At 64.5% G+C, this 25069-nt stretch carries 25 protein-coding genes; 5 read left to right on the top strand and 20 right to left on the bottom strand.

Annotation, left to right across the window (positions count from 1 at the left end):
* Positions 1-1370 (bottom strand): ABC transporter substrate-binding protein (locus tag VGZ23_04425; GenBank protein HEV2356844.1); only part of this gene is annotated, 1370 nt, incomplete at its 3' end.
* Between the two features lie 287 nt (positions 1371-1657).
* Here VGZ23_04425 and VGZ23_04420 point away from each other — a divergent pair.
* The 4 genes from VGZ23_04420 (at position 1658) to VGZ23_04405 (ending at position 6393) form a co-directional block, all read left to right on the top strand.
* Positions 1658-2746: a pyridoxal phosphate-dependent aminotransferase gene (locus VGZ23_04420; protein ID HEV2356843.1), complete on the top strand. Its 1089-nt coding sequence runs from the start codon at positions 1658-1660 to the stop codon at positions 2744-2746.
* 142 nt (positions 2747-2888) lie between these two features.
* Positions 2889-3776: a MurR/RpiR family transcriptional regulator gene (locus VGZ23_04415; GenBank protein HEV2356842.1), complete on the top strand. Its 888-nt coding sequence runs from the start codon at positions 2889-2891 to the stop codon at positions 3774-3776.
* 27 nt (positions 3777-3803) lie between these two features.
* Positions 3804-4787, top strand: coding sequence for an NAD(P)-dependent oxidoreductase (locus VGZ23_04410; GenBank protein HEV2356841.1), 984 nt, complete (start codon positions 3804-3806; stop codon positions 4785-4787).
* Between the two features lie 196 nt (positions 4788-4983).
* A complete protein-coding gene (locus tag VGZ23_04405) occupies positions 4984-6393 on the top strand; it encodes an amidase family protein (GenBank protein ID HEV2356840.1) in 1410 nt (469 codons plus the stop codon).
* A 45-nt stretch (positions 6394-6438) separates the two neighbouring features.
* On the opposite strand, the gene VGZ23_04400 is transcribed toward VGZ23_04405, so the two are convergent.
* The 18 genes from VGZ23_04400 to VGZ23_04315 all read right to left on the bottom strand — a co-directional run bounded on the left by VGZ23_04400 (position 6439) and on the right by VGZ23_04315 (position 23409).
* Entirely contained in the window at positions 6439-7551 is a 1113-nt protein-coding gene (locus tag VGZ23_04400) for an enolase C-terminal domain-like protein (GenBank protein ID HEV2356839.1), read from the bottom strand.
* Positions 7552-7604: 53 nt separating this feature from the next.
* Positions 7605-8363, bottom strand: a complete 759-nt coding sequence (locus VGZ23_04395) for an SDR family NAD(P)-dependent oxidoreductase (protein HEV2356838.1) — start codon at positions 8361-8363, stop codon at positions 7605-7607.
* On the bottom strand, positions 8360-9043 hold the full coding sequence (locus VGZ23_04390; GenBank protein HEV2356837.1) for an alpha/beta fold hydrolase: 684 nt from the start codon (positions 9041-9043) through the stop codon (positions 8360-8362). Before VGZ23_04390 ends, VGZ23_04395 begins: the two co-directional genes overlap by 4 nt.
* Positions 9044-9084: 41 nt before the next feature.
* The gene (locus tag VGZ23_04385; GenBank protein ID HEV2356836.1) at positions 9085-9996 is read right to left on the bottom strand and encodes a carbohydrate ABC transporter permease; all 912 of its coding nucleotides are present in this window, start codon (positions 9994-9996) and stop codon (positions 9085-9087) included.
* Entirely contained in the window at positions 9993-10937 is a 945-nt protein-coding gene (locus VGZ23_04380; protein HEV2356835.1) for a sugar ABC transporter permease, read from the bottom strand. The genes VGZ23_04385 and VGZ23_04380 overlap by 4 nt, the downstream gene beginning before the upstream one ends.
* A gap of 75 nt (positions 10938-11012) precedes the next feature.
* Positions 11013-12317 carry an extracellular solute-binding protein gene (locus VGZ23_04375; GenBank protein ID HEV2356834.1) on the bottom strand — a complete coding sequence of 435 codons (1305 nt, stop codon included), beginning with the start codon at positions 12315-12317 and terminating at the stop codon, positions 11013-11015.
* Between the two features lie 528 nt (positions 12318-12845).
* On the bottom strand, positions 12846-13364 hold the full coding sequence (locus VGZ23_04370; protein HEV2356833.1) for a transposase: 519 nt from the start codon (positions 13362-13364) through the stop codon (positions 12846-12848).
* Between the two features lie 169 nt (positions 13365-13533).
* Entirely contained in the window at positions 13534-14430 is an 897-nt protein-coding gene (locus VGZ23_04365) for an alpha/beta hydrolase (protein ID HEV2356832.1), read from the bottom strand.
* 15 nt (positions 14431-14445) lie between these two features.
* The gene (locus VGZ23_04360; GenBank protein ID HEV2356831.1) at positions 14446-14823 is read right to left on the bottom strand and encodes a carboxymuconolactone decarboxylase family protein; all 378 of its coding nucleotides are present in this window, start codon (positions 14821-14823) and stop codon (positions 14446-14448) included.
* A gap of 63 nt (positions 14824-14886) precedes the next feature.
* Complete coding sequence (locus VGZ23_04355) at positions 14887-15891, bottom strand: NAD(P)-dependent oxidoreductase (GenBank protein ID HEV2356830.1); 1005 nt, start codon at positions 15889-15891, stop codon at positions 14887-14889.
* Positions 15888-16868: a fumarylacetoacetate hydrolase family protein gene (locus VGZ23_04350; GenBank protein HEV2356829.1), complete on the bottom strand. Its 981-nt coding sequence runs from the start codon at positions 16866-16868 to the stop codon at positions 15888-15890. The genes VGZ23_04355 and VGZ23_04350 overlap by 4 nt, the downstream gene beginning before the upstream one ends.
* 3 nt (positions 16869-16871) lie before the next feature.
* Positions 16872-17543 (bottom strand): cyclase family protein, encoded by a 672-nt coding sequence (locus VGZ23_04345; GenBank protein ID HEV2356828.1) that lies wholly within the window; start codon positions 17541-17543, stop codon positions 16872-16874.
* 54 nt (positions 17544-17597) lie between these two features.
* Positions 17598-18593 (bottom strand): NAD(P)-dependent oxidoreductase, encoded by a 996-nt coding sequence (locus VGZ23_04340; protein HEV2356827.1) that lies wholly within the window; start codon positions 18591-18593, stop codon positions 17598-17600.
* A gap of 56 nt (positions 18594-18649) precedes the next feature.
* Complete coding sequence (locus VGZ23_04335; protein ID HEV2356826.1) at positions 18650-20548, bottom strand: TRAP transporter large permease subunit; 1899 nt, start codon at positions 20546-20548, stop codon at positions 18650-18652.
* The gene (locus tag VGZ23_04330; GenBank protein ID HEV2356825.1) at positions 20545-21489 is read right to left on the bottom strand and encodes a TRAP transporter substrate-binding protein; all 945 of its coding nucleotides are present in this window, start codon (positions 21487-21489) and stop codon (positions 20545-20547) included. The genes VGZ23_04335 and VGZ23_04330 overlap by 4 nt, the downstream gene beginning before the upstream one ends.
* 115 nt (positions 21490-21604) lie before the next feature.
* On the bottom strand, positions 21605-22273 hold the full coding sequence (locus tag VGZ23_04325) for a cyclase family protein (GenBank protein ID HEV2356824.1): 669 nt from the start codon (positions 22271-22273) through the stop codon (positions 21605-21607).
* Positions 22270-23124 (bottom strand): IclR family transcriptional regulator, encoded by an 855-nt coding sequence (locus VGZ23_04320; protein ID HEV2356823.1) that lies wholly within the window; start codon positions 23122-23124, stop codon positions 22270-22272. Before VGZ23_04320 ends, VGZ23_04325 begins: the two co-directional genes overlap by 4 nt.
* A gap of 162 nt (positions 23125-23286) precedes the next feature.
* A complete protein-coding gene (locus VGZ23_04315; GenBank protein HEV2356822.1) occupies positions 23287-23409 on the bottom strand; it encodes a hypothetical protein in 123 nt (40 codons plus the stop codon).
* Positions 23410-23642: 233 nt separating this feature from the next.
* On the opposite strand from VGZ23_04315, the gene VGZ23_04310 reads away from it, so the two are divergent.
* Positions 23643-24740, top strand: coding sequence for a membrane dipeptidase (locus VGZ23_04310; GenBank protein ID HEV2356821.1), 1098 nt, complete (start codon positions 23643-23645; stop codon positions 24738-24740).
* On the opposite strand, the gene VGZ23_04305 is transcribed toward VGZ23_04310, so the two are convergent.
* A partial coding sequence (locus VGZ23_04305) for an ABC transporter permease subunit (GenBank protein ID HEV2356820.1) occupies positions 24737-25069 on the bottom strand: 333 nt, incomplete at its 5' end. The two genes, VGZ23_04310 and VGZ23_04305, sit on opposite strands and share 4 nt — an antisense overlap.

Below are 25069 nucleotides of genomic sequence, written 5' to 3'. Positions count from 1 at the left end.
CAGGCCCAGCCGCCCGGCTTGTCGTTCTTGGAGTACCAGATCGCAAAGAGGCTGCCGTCGGGCTCGAACGTGCGCTGCCGTTCGTATATGAGGTCGAAATCTCCACTCTGCGCCCGCTGGAGCTGCACCGGCCCAGGTACGACGGCGACTTGGAGGTCGACGCCGATCTGCTTGAGCTGCGCGGCCAGATATTCGCCGATCTGCTTGTGGTGCAGCATGACGAGCGTCAGACTGAGCGGTTTCCCTTCCTTCTCGCGCATACCGGTTTGCGTGTTGACCTTCCAGCCCGCCTCGTCGAGGAGGCTGCGCGCCTTCGCTGCATCATAATGGTACGCGGCCTCGGCGCCCTTCCAATAGAACCGGCTCGAAGGGGTCAGCGGACCCTTCACCGTGACGTAATCACCGCCGTACAGCGTCTGGTTGATCTTGTCCGGCTCGTAGGCGAAGCGCAGAGCCTTTCGCACCCGGATGTCACTCAAGGCCGGCCGGCTCGTATTCATGACAAACTGCATGCCGGTCCCCGGCTGGAATCCCAGGACGATCCGATAGTTCGCGTTGTGGCGGTACTCGTTCAGGCTCTGGGAAGGCAGTTCCACGACGAGGTTGGCTTCGCCGGACTTCAGCACTTGTCCGAGCACGCCCTGATCGCCGACGAAGCGGACGGTTATCCCGTCGAGATAGGCCGGGCCCGCATGCGACTGCAGCGGCGGCCCGGCGGTGTAGCCGGGATTCTTCACAAACTTGATATGATCGCCGCGAACCCATTCGGCGAGACTGAAGGGGCCGGCCCCGGTTAGATGCTGCGGAAAGCCGCCGCTGTACTGCTTCACAGCTGCGGGAGACCACATCGGCGCGACGCTCAGGCCCCAGAACGCGATCGGCACGGGGCCGGAATACGTGATTTTCACGGTCGAGTCGTTAACAATGTCCGCGTGCTTGAAATTTGCGGCGCCGAGAAAGTTGGCCAGCTCCGCCGAGTGCGTGTTGGGGTCCATGATGCGGTCAATGTTGAACTTCACGGCGGCGGCGTTGAACGGTGTCCCGTCCTGGAACTTCGCGCCCTTGCGCAGCGTGAGCGTCCATACCTTCCCGTCGGGCGAAACCGTCCACGCCGTGGCGAGCGCCGGAGCATACCGCCCGTCCGGGTTCAGGCGGATGAGCGGATCCGCGATGAACGAGTTGAGCAGTTTGGTGCTGTCGTAGGGGTCAACCTGCGCGTCCAAGTTGGCCGGCTCCTCGTCCGCCGGCCATGCGATCGTCAGCGTGCCCCCCCGGACCGCGGCGGACCGGGCCGGCACGCCGGCCGCCGCTACGAGGCCGACGGCGACGACCATCCACGCCGCCTTCGCGACCCATTTCAGACTCTTCACATCGCCCACCCCCTTGCACTCACCGCACGCCCAGAATAGCGTCCCACGATCGTATACCTGAAATTCTGCAGGAAATCCTGCCGATAGCCGCAAAATACGAAAGTACTATTGCCATCAGTTCGGCTGGTTGGCCGCCGGCCTCGGTGCGGCCCGGCTTATCGATTCAGGAGGTAGCGGCTAGAATGGCCGATGTAACTACGTCCACACTTGTCGAACGGATGGTTTCCCGCCGGGCGCGGGACGTAGGGCAAGGGTTTCCCCGGCAGACCTCGGTTCCAACCTCGGGAATGATCACGCTATCGAGCGGCACCCCGGATTTCCCGGCGCCCGCGCATGTCATCGAGGCGGCCAAGCGGGCGCTCGACGGCAACCTTACGACATATACGCCGTGGGCCGGCGTGCCGGAATTGCGGCGGGCGATCGCGGACAAGCTCAAGAACGATAATGGGATTACCGCCGATCCCGAGTCTGAGATTCTGGTCACGACAGGAACCCAAGAGGCCCTGCAGGTCATTTGCCAGGCACTGCTCGACCCGGGAGACGAGATCCTCATTCACGCGCCGTACTACGACGAGTACCGGCGCGACGCGCTCCTCGCGGGCGGCCGGCTCGTCCCCGTGTCGACGAGCGAACGGGACGATTTTGCGATCGACGCCGGGGCGCTGGCGGCCCAGATCACGCCTCGCACCAAGGCAATTATCGTGATTTCGCCCAGCAATCCGACCGGCGCCGTCCAGCCGCGTCGCGTGCTGGAGCAGGTGGCCGCGCTGGCGGTCGAGCGGGATCTCATCGTCATCGCGGACGAGCTGTATGAGAAGTTTGTCTACGATGGGGCCCGGCACCACAGCCTCGCGGCGCTGCCGGGGCTGTTTCCGCGCACGATCACCATCAATGGGTTTTCGAAGTGTTATTCGATGACGGGCTTCCGGATCGGCTACATTGCCGCGCCCGCCGCGTTCGTGCGCGCGATGCTCCCCATCAAACACGGCATGACGATCTGCGCGCCGTCTGTGTCGCAATGGGCCGCGCTCGCCGCGCTGAGCGGACCGCAGGAGTGGTTCCGCGACGTGCTGGCGGAGTATGACGCCCGCCGCCGCATGTGGATTCAGACGCTGGAGGCGACGGGACTCACTTACGGGTCTCCGCAGGGCGCGTACTACGTGTACATCAGTGTGGCGTCGACGGGGCTCACGGGGCGTCAATTCGCGCAGCGGCTGCGCGAGGACTACAACGTGATCCTCGGGTCGGGCGGCAATATCGGAAGCGAGTGGGAGCCGTATCTGCGCGGCTCGCTTGCGGTGCCTACAAAGGCCCTCCAGGAGGGCCTGACTCGGGTCGCGGACGCCGTTGAGCGATACCGCAAAGCACGCACGTAGCCGGCCCGGGCGGGCGTCCAACGTACGGGCACTGCCCGTGGCGCCGGTCGGTGCGCCGGAGACCCCGTCGCCGGAGGAGCCGCTCGACAAAGGGCCAATATCCCGGTCGCCGTCATATCCGACGGCCCGGAGGCGCGACCAAGTGGCTGAGGCGGATCACCTCGAAGTGTTTCAGCGCATCCGCTCCAAATATCCGGATCTGAGCCCCAGCTTCAGAAAGATCGCCGATTATCTGCTGGATCGCTACCGCGACGCGGCATTTCTCTCCGCCTCGCGCGTGGCCGCCAACGCAGACGTGAGCGAATCCGTCGTCGTCCGCTTCGCCGGCGCCCTCGGGTACTCAGGATATCCGGAGATGCTGCGCGCGATCCAGCGGGTCGTGAAGAGCGAGCTGGCGCCCTTTCGCCGGCTGGCCGGGGAAGAGGGAGCAGAGGGATCCGCCGCGCGCGACGACATCCTGGGTCAAACCGTGGCGACGGATATCGAGAATCTCCGGCTCACCGCGGCGGATGCCCTTACCGTCGCCGCGTTCCCGCGTGCGGTCGACACGCTGACGGAGGCACACGAGGTGTTCGCGCTCGGCCTGCGGGGCCTGGGGAGCCTCGCAGGCCTGCTCGGGTTCCTCTTCACGATCTCCGGCATCCGGACCCACGTGCTGACGCACGGGGACGCGGCGTTATTTGAGCGGCTGCGCTTCATCGACAAGGATGACGTCCTCGTGGCATTTTCGTTCCAGCGCTACACGAAGCGAACGGTCGACGCGGTGGAGCTCGCCGGCAGGAGAGGGGCTCGGACGATCGTGATCACGGAGTCCCTTAGATCTCCGGCCGCCCAAGTCGCGAACGTGTCACTCATCTGCGCGCTCAAAAGCCCGTCGTTCTTCAACTCGTACACCGCGGCCGTGAGCACGGTGAACGCGCTGGTCACGGCCGTGGTGAACCGCCGGCTTCGCGCAAGCCGCCGCGCGCTCGAAACACTCGACGAGCTTCTCCCCGACGAGGACTTTTTCGGCCGGAACAACGGCCTCTAGGTCGCATTTGGCCGGCCGGACGGTGTCATGACGGTTCTCGTGACCGGCGGGACCGGGTCGGTCGGCGTCAATCTCGTACGGCAGTTCGCCGCGGAAGGCCGCCGCGTCATTTGCTTCTCTCGGCGCGCCGCCGAGGCCGACGCCTGCCGAGATGCGTTTCTCGCGCCCGTGCGCGACCGGGTCGTTCTTGTCGCCGGAGACGCCGGCCGGCCCGGCGACCTGAACCAAATGTGGCGCCGGTACCACCCGAGCCATGTCGTCCACGCAGCGGCGATTACGCCGACACCGGCCATGGAGCGCTCGATGGGCCCGGCCATCGTCGCCGCAAATGTCATGGGAATCGTCAATGTCCTGGAGGCCGCTTCTCGCGCCGGCGCCCAGCGCGTCCTGTATGTGAGTTCGGCCGCCATCTATGGCGATACCGATGACAGCGTCCCCATCGGCGAAGATACTCCGCCAGGCGGGGACGGACTCTACGCAATAACCAAACACACCGGCGAGAAGTTGTGTACGCGCTATGAGGACCTGCACGGCGTGCCGGTCGTCTCGGTGCGAGTCGGCTCGGTGTACGGTCCGATGGAACGTCCGATGCCCGGCTCTCGAGAACAGATGTCCCTTGTGCATGAGTGCGTGAGACTCGCTTTGAACGGCGAGGAGATTCAGCTTCAGGAACTCGACGCCATCCGCGACTGGATCTACGTCGATGATCTAGCGAGCGCCATTTCTATTCTTCTGTTCACCGACCGCCTGCCGCACCGACTGTACAATTGCGCGGGACCCCGCGGATACACGCATTCTGAACTCCTCGCAGCGTTGGCACGCCTGATCCCTATACGATACGGTCAAGCGAAGCGTCCTGAGCAGGCCAACATCTCCGGCTCGCTGACGCGGAAGCGGCGGGGTCCGCTCAGCATTGAGCGCCTCCTCGCGGACACCTCGTATCGCCCGGAGATCGATCTCGAAGCCGGGCTGGGTCTGTATCTCGACTGGGCACGCCACGCGAATTCCTAGCGAGCGGGATCCAGTCTCGATGCCCTCTCGCCAGCGGACAGTCGTGCGGATTCTACGGCGTCGGGCATTTCTGCTGGTTTTGAGAGTAAGACACCTGACGGTAGATGGTATCATGGCGGATATCCTGCCGAATCGCGTGGCGTTCGCGGCAGCATATCCCGGGCGGCTGATTGCCGGTCATTTCAAAGGGTGAGACGTGAGCGGCACCGACGACGAACTCTGCGACATGTCCGCGGCGGAGGCCGCGTCGAGAATTCGCCGCAAGACGTTGTCCCCGGTCGAACTCGTGCGCGCGATCCTGCGGCGCATTGAGCGCGTCAACCCTGCGCTGAACGCATATTGCACCGTGGCGGCGGAGTCGGCGATCGCGGCCGCCGAGGAGGCCGAACGGGCGGTCATCCGGGGAGAGCCGTTGGGCCCGCTGCACGGCGTGCCGGTGTCGATCAAGGACCTCATCCCAACGAAGGGGATTCGGACGACGTTCGGCTCGAAACTGTGCGAAAACCTTATTCCCCAAGAAGACGCCCCGGTTGTGGAGCGCCTGAAAGCGGCGGGCGCCATTATTCTTGGAAAGACCAACACGCCCGAATTCGGGCACAAAGCGGTGACGGACAACGTGCTCTTCGGCGCAAGCAGGAACCCGTGGGACCTCGACTACACGCCGGGCGGCTCGAGCGGTGGAGCGGCCGCGGCGGTCATCGCGGGCCTCGGCCCGGTCGCGGTGGGAACAGACAGCGGGGGGTCGATTCGCATTCCGAGCAGTTGCTGCGGGACATTCGGTTTCAAGCCGACGTTGGGCCGCGTAGCGCAGGCCCCGGCATTTGGCGGACTGGAGACGACAAACCACATTGGACCGATCACAAGGACCGTCCGCGACGCCGCCCTCGTATTGGACGCGATCGTTGGTCCGGACCCACGGGACATCGGCTCTTTGCCCAATGACGGTGGGAGGTATCTTAATGCCGTAGAGGTCCCTGTGACGGGACTGCGCATAGCCTGGTCCGCGGACCTGGGCTACGCGCCGGTTGACAGGGAAGTCCGCGAAGTAACGACCCATGCGATCCGGGCCTTTGACGCGATGCACCACCATCTGGAAGAGGCGCACCCCGGCTTTGCCTCGCCGGAGAAGGCGTTCCTGACGGTGGCGAGCGTGAACGCCGCCGCCCGCTTCGCCGAGGTCGAGAATCTCGGAGATCTCGATCCATCATTCGCGCGCTGGGTCGAAGCGGGAAAACGCTATCGGGCCGTGGAGTTTGTCAAGGCAGCCAACGAGCGGAGGGTCGTGGGTGACGCCTTGTCCCGGTTGTTTGCGCGGTTCGACCTGCTGGTTACTCCGACGCTAGCGGCGCCGCCGCTGCGGATCGGGCTCGACACGTATGAGCGTATCGATGGTCAGGAGGTGACGTTCCTGGGCTGGCAGGCCTTCACATTTCCGCTGAGTTTCGCGGGCTGTCCGGCGGCCACGGTCCCATGCGGCTTCACCAAAACCGGCCTCCCGATCGGATTGCAAATCGCGGGCCCGCGTCTTTCGGATCATCTCGTTGTTCGAGTGGCCGCGATGTTCGAGTCGCTCGTGCCTTTCCCAACACGTCCCCGGGCAATCTAAACTGCCGGCAATCCCCCGGCAGGGAGTGGCTCGGAGCCGGATGGTTCAAAAGACGCCTTCTACCTCATACCGCTCCGCGTAGAACCGTAGCTTGTCTTCGTCGAGCGTGACGCCCAGCCCCTGACCCTCCGGGACCGGAAAACCTCCATTCGAGACCGGAAACGGGCCTTCGGCGACGATGTCGTCGGCCAGCAGGGCGTGCATGCTGTCAATCGCGTAGTTGATTTCCGACGTGGCGGCCGCGACCTGCAGGTGACACGCCGTCGACAGTCCGGCTTCGCCGCCGCTGTGCATGCTCATCCCGATCCCGTAGCTCGCGCACAAAGCGGCCAGCTCGCGTGTCGGAATGACGCCGCCCCATTTATGGACGTCGGCGTGGATGACGTCCACGGCACGCAGGCGCATCGCCGGGATCACATCCTCCACCCGTACCACGCACATGTTGGTGCAGAGCAGCAGATGCACATTCTCCCGCACGCGCGACATGCCGTGCAGTCCGGCGCACGGGTCTTCCAGCCATTCCAAATTGCAGGCCTCCAGCCGGCGACCGACGCGGATGGTATCGGAGACGCTCCAGGCGGCGTTCGGATCCAGCCGGATCCTGATGTCCTCTCCCACTGCGCGCCGGACGCTCTCGCACAGACCGGCATCGTCGTCGGGATTCCTGGACCCCTTGATCTTAACGGTGCCGTAGCCTCGTCCAGCGATCAGAGCCCGCGCTTCCTCGGCCATGACGTCGGCATCGGCAGCCTTCCCGCGTGTCAGCAGCCCGGTGATTGAAATGTGCCGGCGTCTCGCGCCGCCGAGCCACTGCGCCAGACTGATGCCGTATGCGCGGCAGAGCAGATCAAGGCAGGCCATCTCGATGCCCGCGATGGCCGCATATCCGATGTAGCCGTAAAAGAAAGGGACCATCCGAAAGTCGGTTTGGAGAGACGCCAGGTCTGAGACGTCGCGATTGAGCAGCCGTGGCGCCAACTGAGTGATGAGCTGGCTCGTCGCGGCCCCGCGAAACGTCTCGCCAAGACCGGTCAGTCCATCGTCACTCTTCACCCGGACGAAGGTACGAGCCGTATAGGCGTGGCTGCCGAATGAACTGACAAAGTTCTCGCGAAGTGGGAGACGGAACGGAATGGCCTCAACGAAAGCGATCCGCATCGGTGCCTCCGGTGTCGGGGTTTCTGTTGCGCGGCTGGGTTACTCCACGATTATCAGTACATCGCCATGCCGCCGTTGATATCGAGCGTCGCCCCGGTGATGTACTGGGAATCCTCCGATGCGACGAAGCCGACCAGTTTGGCGACCTCTTCGGGCCGTCCGGGCCGCTGCAGGGGGACCAGAGTGCGAATCCATTCGGCTCGCTGAGCCGGGGCGGTGTGCCGGGCGTGAAATCCGGTCTCAATGATCCCGGGGGCGATCGCATTTACCGTGATGTTGTACTGCGCCACCTCTTTGGCCAATCCACGCGTCAACGCGATGACGCCCGCCTTGGCGGCATGGTACGGAATGGCGCCGGGACCTCCGCCGGTTCGCGCGCCGACCGAAGAGATATTGATGATTCGTCCCCAGCGTTGTGCAATCATGGGAAGCAGCGCTTCCTGACAGCAGAAGAAGACGCTGGACAGATTGAGGGCGATGACATCGTGCCAAAGCTCTTCCGGCGTCTCACTGGTCGGGACCCGCTTCCCCATGTCGCCGGCGTTGTTCACGAGCACTTCAAGATGCCCAAAGCGATCCAAGTGGTGGCGGAAGAGTTTGGTGACGTCCGCCCTGCGTCGCACGTCGCTACGCACAGGCAGTGCGGCTCGACCTAATCGCTCGATCCTGTCTGCGATCGCCCGGGCTCCCGTTTCATTCTTCAGGTAGCTGAGCGTGACCGACGCTCCATGCCGGGCAAGTTCCTCGGCTATCGCAGCGCCGATGCCGCTGCTTCCGCCTGTGACGAGCGCCGCCTTTCCCGCCAGGATCATGTCTTGGTCCCCTCGTCGCGAGCGAAGGCGAGCGCGTGGGACAGCCAGTCCGTGACCGCGCGGCCGAGTTCAGCGTGGCGCCCGTCGAAATAGTGGTTGCCGCCGTCCAGCATGACTACCGTGACCCGGGTGTTGGATGCCGCAGCCGCCAACTCATGCGTCCGCTCGCGAATCTGGATGTTGGGGTCCGCCGCGCCCTGGACGACAAGCACGGCTCCGTTCATCTGCGGCGCGAGCCGAAGCACCTCGGCCCAGAGGTCCGGGCGGTAGCTCTTGACGCCGCCCAGGGTTGTCAAAATGTAGTGACGCAGCCGCTGGTCCCCCGAGAAGGCCGGATAGCAGACCGCTTTGTTGCAGCCGTACCCATGTGCCAGGAGGACAACCGGCCCTCCACGCCGCGCCCCGAGATAGTCGATGCCTGCCCGAAGGTCATGATGGGCGAGCTCAAAATCCTTGGGGTGCTGCAGGTCGTGGTCGCGCATGTTCATCGACAAACACTCGTACCCGGCCTGGGCTAGGAGCGCCGGAAGCCAGCGGGACGGTCCGCGATAGAAGTTCCACGTGAGGCCGTGCACCATGAGCACGCGCGCCAGAGGCCGCGGCACGCCTTGTGCCGTGTAGAGGGCGCCATCCAGTTCCACCCCGTCCGCGGTCGTCACAGTCACAAGATCCGTCAGCACCACGTACCTCCCGAAGTTGACTGTAACACCGGCCCGACATTTCATCCCTTCAGCGCGCCCGACAGAATGCCGCGGGTGACGGTATTTCGCAATGCGAGCGCCAGCAGCGCCGGCACGAATCCCGCGACCAGGGCCGCCCCGTTCAGCAAGCCCCAGCTCGGCTGCGTGATGGGGTTCAACAGTTGGGCCAGCACAACCGAGATCGGCCACGCCCGTTCGGAATTCGTGAGCACGAGTCCGACGATGAAATCCGACCAAGTGGCGATGAACACGAACACGCCGGAGGCGAACAGGGAATTTGCGGACAACGGCACGACAACGCGAAAGAAAACGCGCGACGGGCTGCACCCGTCCATGATAGCCGCTTCTTCCAATTCGACCGGGAATCCGCGAAAGAAACCCTCCATGATCCAGATGACGAAGGGGACAAGCAGGCCGGTGTACACGAGAATGAGTCCTTGAAGCGTGTTGAGCAGTCCGATTTTCTGCAGTCCCATGTAGATGGGGATGAGGACGGCGATGACGGGCACCATGCGGCTCGCAAGGAGCACGAAGAGGATGACCCGTCTTTGCGCGGAGCTGACAAACCGCGAAATATAGTACGCGGACGCCGAGCCCAAGGCCAAGGACAGAAAGACCGTCGCTGTCGCGATGATCGAGCTATTGAGAAATGATCGCAGAAAGGAGTGGATCTGCGGATTCGCGTCCAAAATAGGCCGGCTCGCACCCGGCAGCTGGAACAACGTCCGGTAATGGACGGTTGTCGGATGCGCGGGGACCCAGTGGAGCGGCCGCGCCATCAAATCCCTATCGGGCGATAGGCTCGACACCGCCATCCAAACGAGCGGTCCCAGCAGGTAGACTACGCTGACCGCGATGAGAACGGCAACCAGCAGGCTCTCGCTCAGACGGGCACCCGCGGCGGCGCGTCCGGCACCACCGGCGCGTCTCATGCCGGGTCCTCGCGGGGAAGCGTTCTCCAGTAGATAATCGTCATGACGAGGGTCATGACCACGAGAAGACACGCCACCGCGGCGCTGGCTCCAAGATCGCCGAACTGGAAGGCCTTTGTGAACGTGAAGTAACTGAGCAACATGGTGGCTTCGCCGGGTCCGCCGCTCGTCAGCAGGTAGACAATATCGAACGCCCGCATCGACCACACGATGCTGAAGAGCACGACCACCGTCATCGCCGGGGTCAAGAACGGCCAGCTGATGTATCGAAACTGGGCCCACACCGTCGCGCCATCCAACTGGGCGCACTCGTAGAGCTCGGTGGGAATCGATCTTAGGGCCGCGTAGAGAACCAGCGCGGCGAAGGGCACGAGTTTCCAGGAATACGCGAAGATGACGGCGTGCATCGCCGACGTGGGCGTGCTCAACCACGCCCGATAGTCGCGCAGCAGGTGCAGTGACACGAGCAGGCCGTTGAGCGCCCCATACGTCGGATTGAATATCCACTGCCACACGAGCGCATTGACGATTTCCGGGACTGCCCACGGCAGCACGATGGCGAGGATCAGCCACTTGCCCACCCTGACCCTGTCGTTATTCATCAGCAGGGCGATGCCGAGACCGATCGCCGTGGCGATGACGACCGACAGCAGCGAAAAATAGAGCGTGTTGCGAAACGCATTACCCACGGACGAATCTGAGAGGATGAACGAGTAATTCGACCAACCGGCGAAGGCGGTCCGGGCAGAGGACCCCAATTGCAGGTTTTCTAGACTCAGCAAGGCCACGTAGAGAATCGGGACAATGCCGATCCCGACGATCAGCGCTATCGTCGGGATATTCAGAAGCCTGAGCAGGATATCCGGGCGCCGCCCTCGGGGAAGCGACGGTAACGGCCGGCCGCGCGCAGCCTTACCCCGCCGCGTCCGCCGTGCGCCCAACGCTATCGCGGCTTGATCACGTCTCCCGGAGTCCACTCGCGCGGACCCCGATCCCACCACCGCGCGTGCCCGGGCCTACTTGTATCGCGCGGCCAATTCTCTGGCCTTCTTCGTCCAGAGTTGCGCCCCGCTTTCGGGCGACGTCCGTCCACTCAACACTTCCTGCAGGACTCCGGTCGCGTAGAGCTCCCACTCTGCATACCAGAGCGCCTGAAAGGGTACAACGCCGCTCATGTGGACGGCGTTTTCAAGGTTCGCGGCAATGAGGGTAGGGTTGCCCCCCCAGGACCGTATCGACGCGGCAACTTCGGGGTCTTTCTCGATCCCGCGATATCCCCAGGTAAGCGCGCCTTTCAGCAACCATTGCTTTGGGGTAACATAGTCGCCCTTCGCGTCGGTGCCACCGAGGAACTTGACCAGCCGCCAGGCGTCCTGCTTTTGGGAGCTTGCCGAATTTATTCCGTAAAGCCGTGCAAAGCCCACGGTCTTGTGTGACTCCGGCATTGGGCCCAACTTCGTGTGACCGGCAACCTTCGAATTCGTCGGATCGTTGGTCCATTGGGCCCCGGCGTAGAAGTTTGCGCTGAGCATGGTCGCATAGCCGCCGCCCATGAACGCTTGCGCCGAAGTGTTTGGATCGAGCTCAATTCCGTTGGGGTCGGACAGTCCCTCCTTGTATGTCCCGGCCCACCACTTCAACGAATCCAGCGCGGCAGGCGTGACGTTTAAACTTTCGTCCAGGACCTTGCCGTTTCGTGACGCCACCATGGCGTTCATGACCCACATGCCGCCCCAGCCCGACCACTTGACGGGCCAAATCATGGGCGCTTTGCTCAATCCTGCTTTCTTGATGCTCCGCGCCTGACGGCTCCACTCATCGTACGTTCCAGGCGGTCCCCCGAAGCCGGCAGCCTTCAACATCTGATCGTCGTAGAGAATCCCGAAGTACGACGTATAGTAGGGCAAACCGTACAACTTGCCTTTGTACGTCATCGACTGACGGGCGATGGGTATCATGTTTCGCTTCAACGCCTCGGCTCCGGGATAGCCGTCCAGAGGCTCGAGCCAGGGGGCCCATTTCGAGAGCACGTGATCGAACACGTAGAGCGCATCGAAAGGTGTCCGTGAACTCTGCATCAGTTGAATCTTCGCGACGTACTGTGCGCCCGGAATGACTTCCAGGTCGACCTTCATCCCAGGATTGCTGGCTTCGAACTGGGACAGAAACCCTTGGACAGTCTGGACCTGGTAGGTGAAGATCTTGAACCGGATCGGCTCGGCCGCTCGTGCGCCGAGGCGATTGAGCCCGGTGGCCCCCGCGGCGGCGGCTAACCCGCCGAGCGCGCGAATGACGGCCCTTCTTGTGAACCGGTTATCCATCCTGTGGCCCCCCGGTTAACGCTTGAGTGCTTGCCTGGCACATCTACTTCGCCGGTTCACGATACGCACCTTTGCAGAGATCACGCTGGCGGCGGGACCATAGTCACCCAGTTGCAGATCGCACGGTTTCCTATGAAAATCCCAGCTGGGAGGCGGTCTCAACGACCGCGTGCCACGTAATCGCGCGGAAACGGACTGTAAGTCTGGTGTTCAGGATGATTCATCCCCTGCCGGGTCAGATTCGAACCAACGACCTGCGCATTACGAATGCCCCCGAAGCGAATCTCCGACAATCTTCCGACTCGAGGGTGTCCCAGAGTCAGTCGAAATTTGACGGAACAACACCCGGCGCATCAGTACGTCACCGGTAGTCCGTTCTTCCTGCGAAATCCGAAAACCACGGATGTCTCCCTGGGAACCAGGCCCGGAAACGGCCCAAGAATCGATTCCGTGAGCCGTGGAGGTATCCAGCTACCCCCTGCAAAGCGAGGCCATCCCCGCGGCCGACCGGATAATTGCCGCTCAACCTCAGCTGGCGACGGCTCGTCGACGTTCACCGTTCGCCGTGCCACGCTGTTTCTGAAGCGCCTCGCGCAACTGCGGTAGGGCGCGATAGCCTCGTACGCGGCGGAGCCGCGGTTCAATGTCCAGCAATGCCGCGGCCAGCCACCGCTGCTTTTGATTGCTGTTCCGCCACCGATCGACTTTCCCCGTCCGCTGCTCGACGCCACTGAAGACCGACTCCAGCATGTTGGTCGTCGCGAGCGTCTGCCGGAGGATCGACCCTACGCCGAGCCGGTGCAGGGTCAGGGTCTCTTCCAACCCTTCGTCGAGACTCCGCACCGCCGACTCGTTCAGCCGGCGAAGATCCGCGCGGAGATCATCGAGGGCGGCTTTCATCGTCTCATAGGTCGGTTGGGTATACGCATGCGCCAGCTTGCCGCGCCACAGCTCTTGCTGGTTCTTGGGGAGATACGTCACCACGTTCTCGCGCTTATGGTACTGGCATCGCTGGACGGGCGTCTCCGGCCCGAACACCTCGGCCACGGCGATCCGCAGCCGTCGGGTAGCAGGGTGGCGCGCCGGTCAGGTTACCATCAAGGAGCCTGACAACATGGTGATCGTGGATGGGGGTGACTTACCCAACGTCCCACACCGCGGCCGCGATAGAAAAATCTTCTGCCAGCGCGGTGCTGGGGATCGCGCCACGGTAGGGTCACGGCGTGAGGTGTTCGTCAAACCACGCCAGTGCAATGGACATGATCTCGCCGAAAACCTTGGGATTCGTGAACTGGAACGTATCGTAGTGGGAACGGCCTTCCATGATCACGAGCTTCTTGGGCTCGCCGGCCCTCTCATACAGACTCCGGGACTCTTCCGGAGGGACGGTCACGTCATCGCCCATGTGGATGAAGAGAACCACCCGCGGGGCGATGCGGTGGACGTGCATCTCGGGCTTGAACTCGATGACCGCCTCGGCAGTCTCCAACGGATACCCCTCGTATCCGGATTTCTTGATGAAGGCGTTCCACTGGCGGTCCCTCGCTTCCGACGCGGCGCGATCGGGAACGTGAATCTCGTTGGGATGCACGACGGCCGACGTACCGGTGAGCACCCGGTTCCGCCGGTCTTCTTCGAGCCGCTTCAAGAATTTCGCCCATTCCCATCGCGACCGTTCGCCCTTGAGCCAGCGCTCGCAGTCTCCGATGCCGACGGTCCCCACGAGACATTTGATTCTGGGGTCGGTCGCGGCCGCGGCCACGGCCGTGCTGCACCCCCAGGCGCTGCCGAACGCCCCGATGCTCTTGAGGTTGATCTCCTCCCGCGTCTGAAGATAGGTGACGGCGTTGCGGATATCCTCGACCTGCTCCCACGGGATGACGCGGCCCCGGGGGCCTTCGCTCTCACCGATACCGCGGCAATAGAACGTAAGCGCGCCATAGCCGGCTTCGCTCAGTGCCTCGGGAATGCCGACCATTTGGACCTCGATCATCCCCGAGAATCCGTGGCAGCAGACGATCCCTGGAACCCGGCCGCCGCACGCCTTCGGCGGGTACCAAAAGCCGGTCAGCCGGTGCCCGCCGCTGTAGAAATGTACTTTGGTTGGCTCCATTTCAGCGTTCGCCGGTCACAGCAGGCCCTTCTCCCGAAACACTTCTTTCGCCACCCGCATGGCGTTGTGCGCCCCGGCAAGCCCGCCGTAGATCAGCATCTGCGAGACGATCGAGACGATCTGTTCCTTGGTGACGCCGACGTTCAGCGCCCACCCTATGTGGTTCTTCAGCTGCTCTTCTTTCCCGAGCACCGTTAGAGCGCTGATCGTGCACAGGCTGCGGGTCCGGATATCGACGGAGGGGTCGCTCCACAGAAGTCCCCAGAGGAACTCGTCTTTCATGCGGTCCACTTCCGGCGCAAGCTCCGCCATGGGCCCCTGGCCGAGAACGGCCGACGAACCCCGGTATTCCCTGATTTTCGCCTGCGCGGCCGCGTAGAGCTTGTCGTCCATCTCGCCATCCTCCATTTCCACCGTAGGGATTGTGTGGGACGATGGACCGAGGACCGGCCGGGCTCACGCGGCCCGGAACGCTCCGCGCGTCCGCCGGATCCAGTCGCCCCATTCCCTGAGACCGGTCTCGAGATCGTACTTCGGCCGCCATCCCAACTCCTCACGCGCGGCCGTCGTATCGGCGAAGTCGTCCCGGGGGGCGCGCCCGGGGCTCATCGACGAGCTCGACGCGGCGCGGATCTCGATCGGCACCCCGGGGCACACCCGCCGCACCGCCTCGACGACCTCGCGGTACTCGAACGTCGTTCCCATGCGGATGTTGTAGACCCGTTTTTTCAGGCCATCCTTGAAGCACGCAAGCGCGATGGCCTCGGCATCATCCTTGAAGTAGACGAACTCATGCCGCCCCGCGTAGGTGAGCGAGGGGTTCTCGATGGTGACGGGCTTGCCGAGCGCGGCATCGAACACCAGTGCTCGCAGCACCGTCCCCGTGAGTCCGCTCGGCAGTCCCGGAGTCGGTCCGAAGCCTCCGGCCAGGCGCACGGCGACAAAATCGACTCCGTAGGCATCGTAGTAGAGCAGGCCCAGTTGCTCGCCCGTCAGCTTGCTGAGCTCGTACATCGTCTTGGCCCGGTTGCTCAGGACCTTCATCGTAAAGTCCTCGTCCAGCGCTTCCCCGTTCGCGGGCGGCATCGCGAGCTGGTTGACTCCGCGCGTGCTGGCAAAGACGACCCGCTTCACCCCGGTGAGGCGTGCCGTCTCGAGGACTGCGCCGGTGCCGAGGATGTTCAGCCGGATGCCGGCGAACGGCTGGTCCTTCAACTGCTTGGTCAGGAAGCCGGCCAGATGGACGATGCGGTCGACCTTCTCCGCCTTGATCGTCGCGGCCAGGAGATCCATATCGTTGACGTCCCCGACCACGACTTTGGCCCGCTCGACATCGAAGATCGTCTTCAGAAAATCCATGCGCGGATTCAGATCGTAGACCACCAGCGGCTCGCCGAGCTCCTGCAGCCTCGCCGCGACGTGGGACCCGACGGCGCCGACGCCCGTGATCAGCGCCGTCATTCTTCGGACACCACGCGGTTGCGCAACTCGCCAACCTTTTCCACCGCGCACTCCATGAGGTCACCCGCGTTGAGGTACGGAAACTTCCCGCCGAGCGCGACGCCGGCCGGGGTGCCCGTCGCGATCACGTCCCCCGGCTCAAGCGTCCCCCACGACCACCGTTCGATCATGGCCGGGATGTCGTGAATCAGACTCGAGGTATTCCCGTGTTGGCGCACTTCGCCGTTGATGGAGCACCGCAGGTCGAGGTCCATCGGGTCGGGGATCTCGTCCTTCAGCACGATCCACGGCCCCATCGGACAGAGCGTGTTCATGTTCTTGCCGATCATGTGGTTGCCGTACTTAGACTCGGCGAGCTGGATGTCCCGGGCGCTGACGTCGTTCAGGATCGTGTAGCCGACGATGTGGTCGTAGGCCTTCTCCCTGGGGATGTAGCGCCCCGCCTTGCCGATCACCACGGCCAGCTCGACCTCGTAGTCCAGCTGCGCCGTGACATGCGGCAGCACGACAGGCTCGTCGGGGCCGATCACGGTGTCGGACGTTTTGACAAATCCGCGCGGGAACGGCTGGATCTCCACGCTGCCACCCGCGGCACTCTCTTTCGCGTGGTCCATGTAGTTCTTGCCGGCCGCCAGAATCTTTCCCGGACGGCGGATCGGGGCCAGCAGCCTGACCTCGCCGAGACCGTACGACAGCCGCTCGCCGAACAGACCCGCAGCATCGCCGGGCGGGAGCTCACGGACGAAGTCGATCGTCCGCTGGGCCGCATCGATCGCCCGGACCCCGCCCTGGAGAAATCCCACCATGTCGCGCGGGATGCGGGCGGACGCCAGCTCGTACGCGCGCCACTCGCCCTCGAGGTCCCGGAGGCAGCGGGCGTACGCGTAGTTCAGGTCGATAATCTTATCGCCCACCACGGCCCCGATCCCGGCGTGCGGCGACTGCATGTCCTTCGGTACGTAGGTGGCCAGCTTCATCGCCTACTCCTCCCACACGACGGCGCGGGTCAGGGCCGCTTCAGACGGCAGCACCCGCAGCGGAAACCCGTAGAAGGTGACTTCTCGCCGGGTGATCTGCTCGAGGCGGTCCGCGTTGGTCATGACGAGCACGCCCGCGCCCAGCACCTTCCGCTTGAACGCGTCCACTCCGCCGATTTGGCGCTCTTTGTCCATCGGGTCGCACAGAAAATCGATCGCGACCATCTTCAGCTTCTTGCGGATGGTCCAGTCGGCTGCGTCGGGATGGAAGCCCGGGGAATCGCTGAAGAAATTCGGCTCGGTGTACCGGCTGTTCCAGCCGGTGCGGACGATTAGGATGTCTCCCTCCCGCACCCCGCCGGCCGCCTCCTCCAGGTCGGCCGCGGTGATCATGCCCCGGGGCACCTTGTGCATCATATCGGCGACGTGAGCGCGCCCCACGAACGTCTCGATGGGAAATTCGTCCAACCGCTTGCCGCCCTTGATGAGGTGCTCCGGCCCGTCGACATGCGTGCCGGCGTGCAGGCGCGTGTTGATGCGGCGCACCGTCTTCCGCCCGTCCGGGTCCTGAGCGGGCGTAATGTCGCTGGTGATGCGGAACTCCTCGCCGGGCCGCGAGTGATTGGACCGCAGCCCGTCCGTCAGCGGCATGCTGATGTCAATCCATCGCCCCACGATCGACTCCCCCTTCCTATCCGCGGCGCACGGCGCGGGCCGCCGCGACGCCGTTCAGTACTCGCCGTACTCGCCGGTCTTGAGCCACCGGACCCAGTCCCGGATGCCTCGTTCGATGTCCCACTGCGGCTCGAACCCAAAGTCCTCCCGCGCCCTCGAAATATCTTGAAGAGGCATCACTGCCGGGTACACTGTCAGCTCGAGCTCCTTGCCGCCCTCAACGACGCCTTCCCACGGACCCGGCCCCACCTCGATCCGCAGATCCGGGAAGATCTTGCGCATGACGTTGCACACGTCGGACATCGTCACGCCCTGGCCGCGTGCCAGATTGTACACGTAGTGCGGGGGCTGGGATTTTTGCTCGTAGAGCTGGACCAGGCCCCTGGCCAGATCCTTGACGTAGGTGTAGTCGAAGATCGAGCCGCCGCCCGACTTTCGCACCACGTCCTTACCCGCGACCGCATCGTACACGACCTCGTACAGCGGCTGGACGCGAAACGCGGTGCCGGGTCCGTAGCCGTTGCGCGGGCGCACCGCGGTTGCGTTGACCTTGTGCAGCTGCCGGTACGTGTACACTAGCTGCTCGGCGGCCAGCTTGCTCAGCGGATAGACGCCCGCGAGCGGCAGCGTCACGTCTTCCTCTTTGCGCGCCACCGACGCATCTTTCGCGCGGCCCATGACCCCGGCCGCGCTCGCGACGATCACTGGCCCAAGCCCGAGAATGCGCGCCGCCTCCAGGACATTGGCGGTGCCCATGACGTTGACGTTCAGCGCCTCGAGCGGCCGAAGATTGTTTGCGTGCGGCGGCAGCATCCCGGCCAGGTGAATGATCCCCCCCACCTTGTGGGTCTTCATCACGTCCATCAACCGCGCCAGGTCGGTCACGCTGCCGGTCTCCACGCTCAGACGCCCTTCGAAACCGTCCAGCACGCGGTTGTCCGGGCGCAGGGGACTCACATCGTACGCCACGACCTGCCTGCCCTTGGTCAGCAGCAGCCGCGCAATGCTGCTTCCGATCCCGCCGGTTCCCCCCGTCACGAGTACACTCACCGGTCGATCTCCTTTCTTTGGCGCCCCGCCGGCGCACCGGCCGGCGCGTGCCGGATTTACCTCACCGCTAGACCAAACATCTGCGGCAAAAAGAGCGAGAGGGCCGGGACGAGCACGACCGCCAGCAATCCGACGCAGAGGACCAGCAGATACGGCAGCACCGCCTGTCCCACGGCCTCGATCGAGGTCTCGCCGACGACGCACGCGGTGTACAGGCCGACGCCCACGGGCGGCGTGTGCGCCCCGATGCCCATCGCGATGATCGCCGCGATCCCGTACTGCAGCGGATTGATGCCGAGCTTCTCCGCGACCGGCATGAACAACGGCACGAACAACAACAGCGCCGGCAGTCCTTCCAGCACGGCTCCGGCGACGAGCAGAATGAATGTGGTCACGAGCAGGAACACCCACGCCGCGCCGCCGCCGATCGACGCCAGCGCGCCGACGAGATCGGCCACGTGGGAGAAGGCGACCGCGTTGGACACGGCGCTGGCCGAGGCCACCAGCAATAGGATCGCGCCGCAGAGCGAGCTCGTCGTCCGGATCGCGCGGACGGCGCCGCGCCAGCTCAGGCTGCGGTAGGCGCTCACCGCGAGGGCGGCGAGGAAGAACACCACCAGCGCCGACGCCTCGGTCGGGGTGCTCAGACCGGTGATGATGCTGCCGACCAGAAATGCGATGCCGGCGACGATCGGGGCCACCGCGGCGGCGCTGCGCCACGGAGTCACCGAGGCGCCGGCCAGGTGCGGCGCACCGGACGGCAGCGGACGCCGCGATACCATGAGCCCGAGGGCGATCGCCATCACCGCCGCGGGGATCAGGCCACCCAAAAACAGCGCCCCGATCGACAGCGTCGTGATCGAGCCGACGACGAGCAGTGCGATGCTCGGCGGGATCGTCTCCCCCATCGCCGCGGAGGCGGCCAGCACCGCGGCGCTGTCCGGCCGCCGGTACCCCCGCTTATCGCAAATGGACAGCAGCGGCCGCCCGACCGCCGCGATATCTGCGCTCTTGGACCCCGACAGTCCCGAGAACACGTACATGGTCGCCACGATCGTATAGAGGGCGCCGTGCCGGATCCGGCCGAGGAACGCGCCGACGACCTCCGCCAGGCGCGCCGCGAGTCCGGCCTGGTCCATCAGATACGCGAGCAGAAAAAAGCACGGGAGCGCGATCAGCACAAAGTTGTTGACCCCGTCGTGCATCGCCAGCGGCATCGCCACCACCGGCGCCGCACCGGACAGCACGAAGTACAAGAGGGCCATCCCGGCGAAGACAAACGCGACCGGCACGCCCGCGACCAGCGCCGGCACGCCCAGCACCAGCGGCACGAGCGTGGCCATGCCGACGGTCTTCCAGACCCCCGGCCACAACGCGGTCACGGCCGCGACCGCCGCGCCCAGGCCGAGGACGGGCGCTCCGGTGAGAAGCGCGAGCCGCCGGGGCAGCCTTCCGATGCGGCCAAGCGCCGCGCAGGCAACGATCAATAGGCCCAGAGGAAGCGGCAGCTGCGCCCACGTCTCGGGAATCGGCAGCACCTGCATGGTCTGGGTCCAGCCGAGCTGGAGCAGCCGGACCGAACTGAGCGCGATGCCCAGCGCCGTGCAGAAGACCAGCCACTCCACGATGCCGTCGGCGGCGGCCCGTACGCGCTCCGGCAGCCGCCGCACAGGCGCCGTCAGCCGCAGGTGCTCACCTCGAAGGTACGCCAACGCGCCGCCCATGAAGGCGACGATATAAACGCAGATGGACACTGCATCCTGGTACCATGCCACAGAGACGCCCAGCGCGTCACGGGCGACGACTTCCAGGAGCACCAGCGCCGGGATGGCGGCGACGGCGGCCGCCACCAGGCCGCTCAGCAGGCCGCACGCCGCGGTCGCCGGGCGGATCCTTACGCCCGACGCCGCGGCCCGGCTGGCGCCGGGCCGCGCGATGCGCTGCGTAACGCTCACTGCGTGCCGGTTGCCTTCGCAGCCAAGTCGAGGAGCTGGCGGGCCACCTCCGACGTGGCCTGCTTCTGCTTGATCGCCGGGGCGACGATTTGCTTCCACGGCGTGAAGTCATCGATCGTGGTGATGTGCACGCCGTTGCGAACCAGGAGCTGCTGCTGCTCGGCCTGCGTGTTTGCCGCGCCGGCGATGTGCTGCCGGACCATCTCGAGCCCCGCGCGCAGCATGACGTCCTGCTCCGGCTTCGTCAGCTTTTCCCAGGCGCCCTGATTGATAAACACCGGCAGCCAGATCATGTACAAGTTGTACATTGTGAAGTATTTCGCGACCTCATACACTTTCAAGGAAATCGTCTGACTCGTCGAGAGATTGGCGGCCTGCACGGTGTGCGTCAGGAGCGCCTGATACAGCTCGGAATTGCTCAGCACCGGCGCCACCGCGCCGAATAGTGGCAGGAACGTCGTGCCCGTTCCGCCCGCGGTCCGAATCTTCATCCCGCGAAGATCCCCGGGACCCGTCACCGGCCTCGTGCTCGGCAGCTCCTTCCACGTGTACGGCAGAGCCGCGATAAACACGACGCCTTCTTTGCTGAAGACCGACCGGTAGTACGCGTTGACGGCGTCGTTGGCCCCGATCGCCGACGCCTGCTTCCAGCTGGTGACCACGTACGGCCAGCCCAGCGCGTCAATCCCCTGAATAAGGCTCGTCCAGAAGCTCACCGCCGCCAGCCCCATGTCGACGGTCCCGGAGCGAAGCGCGGTCACGATGGTCTTTTCGGTCGCCAGTTGAGCGTGCGGGTAGACCGTGATCTGCACGGCGCCGCTAGTATTCGCGGCGACCAGACGCGCGAAGTTGTTGAGGGCCAGCGTGCCGGGGTCCGAATCGGGCAGCACATCAGCCAGGTTGAGCGTGATCTTGGTGGACACGGGGGATGCGGTTGACACGGCACCGTATCCCGCGCCAGCAACGATCAGCAGCACCGCGAGCAACATCGCAACCAACCGACGACCGCCGGGACACGTCATTAAGATCACCGCCCCTCGCTCTGAGATCGTGAACCTACGAGTCCTCGAGCATCGCCACAACGCGGGCCGGGCCAGCCTCCGCGCCGTCCACCACGATGGGAAACGCGATCGCTGTGCACCGGCGCCCGCGAATGGCTGCGAGATTCGCCAACCCATGAATCGCGAGAATCCCCGCGCCGAGCAATATTTTCAGCGTCTCGTGGCCGAAGCCGGGGCGCCGGATGGCGCGCGGCACATCGAGGCTGGAGGCATCGATGCCGACCGCGCGCACCTGCCGATGCACCAGCCATCGAGCCGCCTCGCTATCCACATACGGGTGATGATCCCTGTATCTGGGCGTGCCCACATATTCAGACCACCCGGTCTCGAGAAAGACCATGTCTCCTGCGCGGACCGCCTCGCTGCGTTCCAGGTCGCCGGCGGTGATCGGTGCATCATCACCCTTCCGCACGTCGAGGGCCACGGCGGGCCCAAAGAACTGGGCAAGGTCGATGTCGGCGATGGTGCGTCCTCCGGGGACCAGATGCAGCGGCGCATCGACGTGGGTCCCGGCGTGGGCCCCCAGCACGATTTCCATCGCATTGATGCCATCACGGGCGATCGAGCGCACCGCGCGCATCCGCACGGTCACCTCGGGCGCGTCCTCAGCGCTGCCGCCCATCATGCCCGGTCGAAAGACCTGGGACAGGTCGATCAGCCTCATTCGCTCACCGAATGGAGACCGCGGCCGCCCGTCACTCTCTTCACCCCCGCGACGTTCGCGGAGTTGCCGGGCACGAGCAACCGCCTGGCGGCTGCGGCCGCCTTCACGACAAGTGACGCCACCTGCGGCCGCTCGTCGGCCCCATGCTGGTGAATCGGGAAGGCCACACTGAGCGCCGTATGAATGCCGCCGGCGTTGGCGACGTACGCGCCAATACCCATCATGCCCGCTGCGGATTCCTCATTCGAGATGGAGTACCCGCGCTTGACCGTCCGGTCCGCGTCCGCACGCAGCGCGGCCGGATCCCGGAGCGTGCGGGGACCGATCCCCGGTGCACGGCCGGCGGCATCCAGCATGCTGCCGATGAGGACGTCGCGTTCGGCACCGGGCAGCGCGGCGAGTATCGCTTTCCCCATGGCCGACGCGTGGACATATTGTCTGTCGCCGGGTCGGACGACGAGGCGCAGACGGGGCGATCCTTGATTGACCGTGAGGAAGACGACACGATTGCCCTGGAGCATGCCGAACTGGGCGGTGCTCGCGGTCCGCTGCGAGAGATCGCGGATGATGTGCTGCACAACCCGGGCCAGCGCGGCGCCGGAGAACCGGTTGCCCAACGCATAGGCGGCCGGGCCGACGTAGTAGCAGCCACGCTCTCTGTCCGCGACTACGAAGCCCGCATCGCGTAGGGTCGCAAAGAGCCGGGACGCGGTGGATTTGTTGACCTTGAGCCGGCGGGCCACGTCGCTGACGCGAAGTCCTCCGTCTTCGTCCGCTTCTAGAAAGAGGCTCAGGATCTTCGCGGCTCTGTGGACCGACTCGACCAGCCTGGGTTGTTGCCGTATGAGCAACAGCGTTGCCTCCACGTCAACTGATTTGACGAGGACCGACGAAAATCCTGCCGCGAGAATCGTTGTGGACAAAAGGTGCCTGTGCGGCCAATACATGGAGAAACTGTGTATGACTCTCCCTATAGTATCAACCCGTAGTTTCCTAGCGCGGCACGAGGAATTTCATGCGGCTTTCGGCAACAGATCGCGGACGGTCGCGCGCAGGGCGGTGAGGATGACGCTGATGGCGTGCTGTCCGACCTCGGTCAGCTGGTAGCGGTAGGTGCCGGTGATCTTTCGAATCACGCTGTGTGCGCGCAGCAGGCGCAGCTTGCGGCTGACTCATGCCGAGCACCGTCGTTTCTCTCGCACCTCGTACGCCGGGGCAGCGAAGGCCACGCTCTGCAGATCCCGATTGCGAAAGCCGTTCAACGTGACTCGGGGACCAGGACAACAGTCAATAATCACGAACACATTTCCGCATAGTCGGTCCTGCCTTCCGCACTACGCCGTTTCAAACACCGAAAAAAGGGGCTTCTATGCTGATCGCAGACGGCCACCTCGATATCTCGATGAATGCGCTGCAGTGGAATCGCGATCTCCTCACGTCTGTGTACACCATCCGGGCGCAGGAAGCTTTTACACCGGGAAAGGGACGCGGGCAAGGGACCGTCGCTTTTCCGGAAATGCGTCGAGGGCGGCTCGCGCTGAGCTTTGCGACCCTCATCGCGCGGTCAACGGGGCAGACGAAGCCTCACATCGACTTCCCCACATCGGTTCAAGCATATGCGACAGCGAAAGGGCAGTTGGCCTATTACCGAGCGCTGGAGCGCCAGGGGCACGTTCGCATCGTCCAAACGATTGAGCAACTCACGCCACACATGGAAGAATGGACCTCCTGGGATGCGGACACGTCTTCCGATCAAACGCGACCCACGCCGCCGCTGGGCTTTGTCCTCAGCATGGAAGGCGCGGATCCGATCCTGGAACCGGCGCAGCTCTCGGAATGGTGGGAAGACGGCCTTCGACTTCTCGGGCTCACCCACTATGGCCCGGGGCGGTACGCGGGAGGAACCGGCACCGAAATTGGATTGACGGACTTGGGCGTTGCACTCTTGCCGGAGATGGGGCGCCTCGGTATGATTCTGGACCTGACGCATTGTTCGGATGAAGCCTTCTGGCAGGCGCTGTCACGTTACGGCGGCCCGGTCATCGCGAGCCACAACAATTGCAGGTCACTCGCCCCGCACCAGCGGCAGTTCTCAGACGACCAGATCCGGGCCATCGTCAAGCGAAACGGCGTAATCGGCGTCGCGCTCGATTGCTGGATGATCAAGGCGGGATGGCGGCACGGCGACGATAACACGGGCATCGGCCTAGCGGACGTCGTCGCCCACATCGACCACATCTGCCAGATTGCCGGATCGGTCCGCCACGTCGCCATTGGCACCGACCTGGACGGCGGGTTCGGACGGGAGGGATCTCCCGCCGACCTCGACACCATCGCCGATCTTCAAAAAATCCCCGACCTGCTCAGGGGAAAAGGGTATAGCACCGATAACGTCGCGGCCGTGATGCACGGCAATTGGATGCGACTCCTCTCGGGAGCGTGGCACGAGTCGGCGACGGGGCGCTAGCGCCCGCGAACCCGCGGATCCAGGACGTCCCGCAGTCCGTCGCCCAGGAGATTGAGCCCCAGCACGCAGATCACGATCGCGAGTCCGGGGAACATCGTCAACCACGGCGCCTGCAGCATGTAGTCCCGTCCGCTGCTTAGGATATTGCCCCACGATGCCACCCCCGGCGGCTCTCCCACCCCGAGATAGCTCAGGGCGGCCTCGGCCAGCACCGCGTCGGCAAATGTTGCCGTGCTTTGGACCAGCACCGCGGACAGCGTGTTCGGCACGATGTGCAGGAATGCGATCCGCGCCTGGGACGCGCCGGCCGACTTCGCGGCCTCGGCAAA

The sequence above is a fragment of the bacterium genome, from assembly GCA_035945995.1.
Classification (GTDB): domain Bacteria; phylum Sysuimicrobiota; class Sysuimicrobiia; order Sysuimicrobiales; family Segetimicrobiaceae; genus DASSJF01.
The sequence above is the reverse complement of the archived record's forward strand: the minus strand, read 5'-3'. Positions and strand labels throughout refer to the sequence as shown.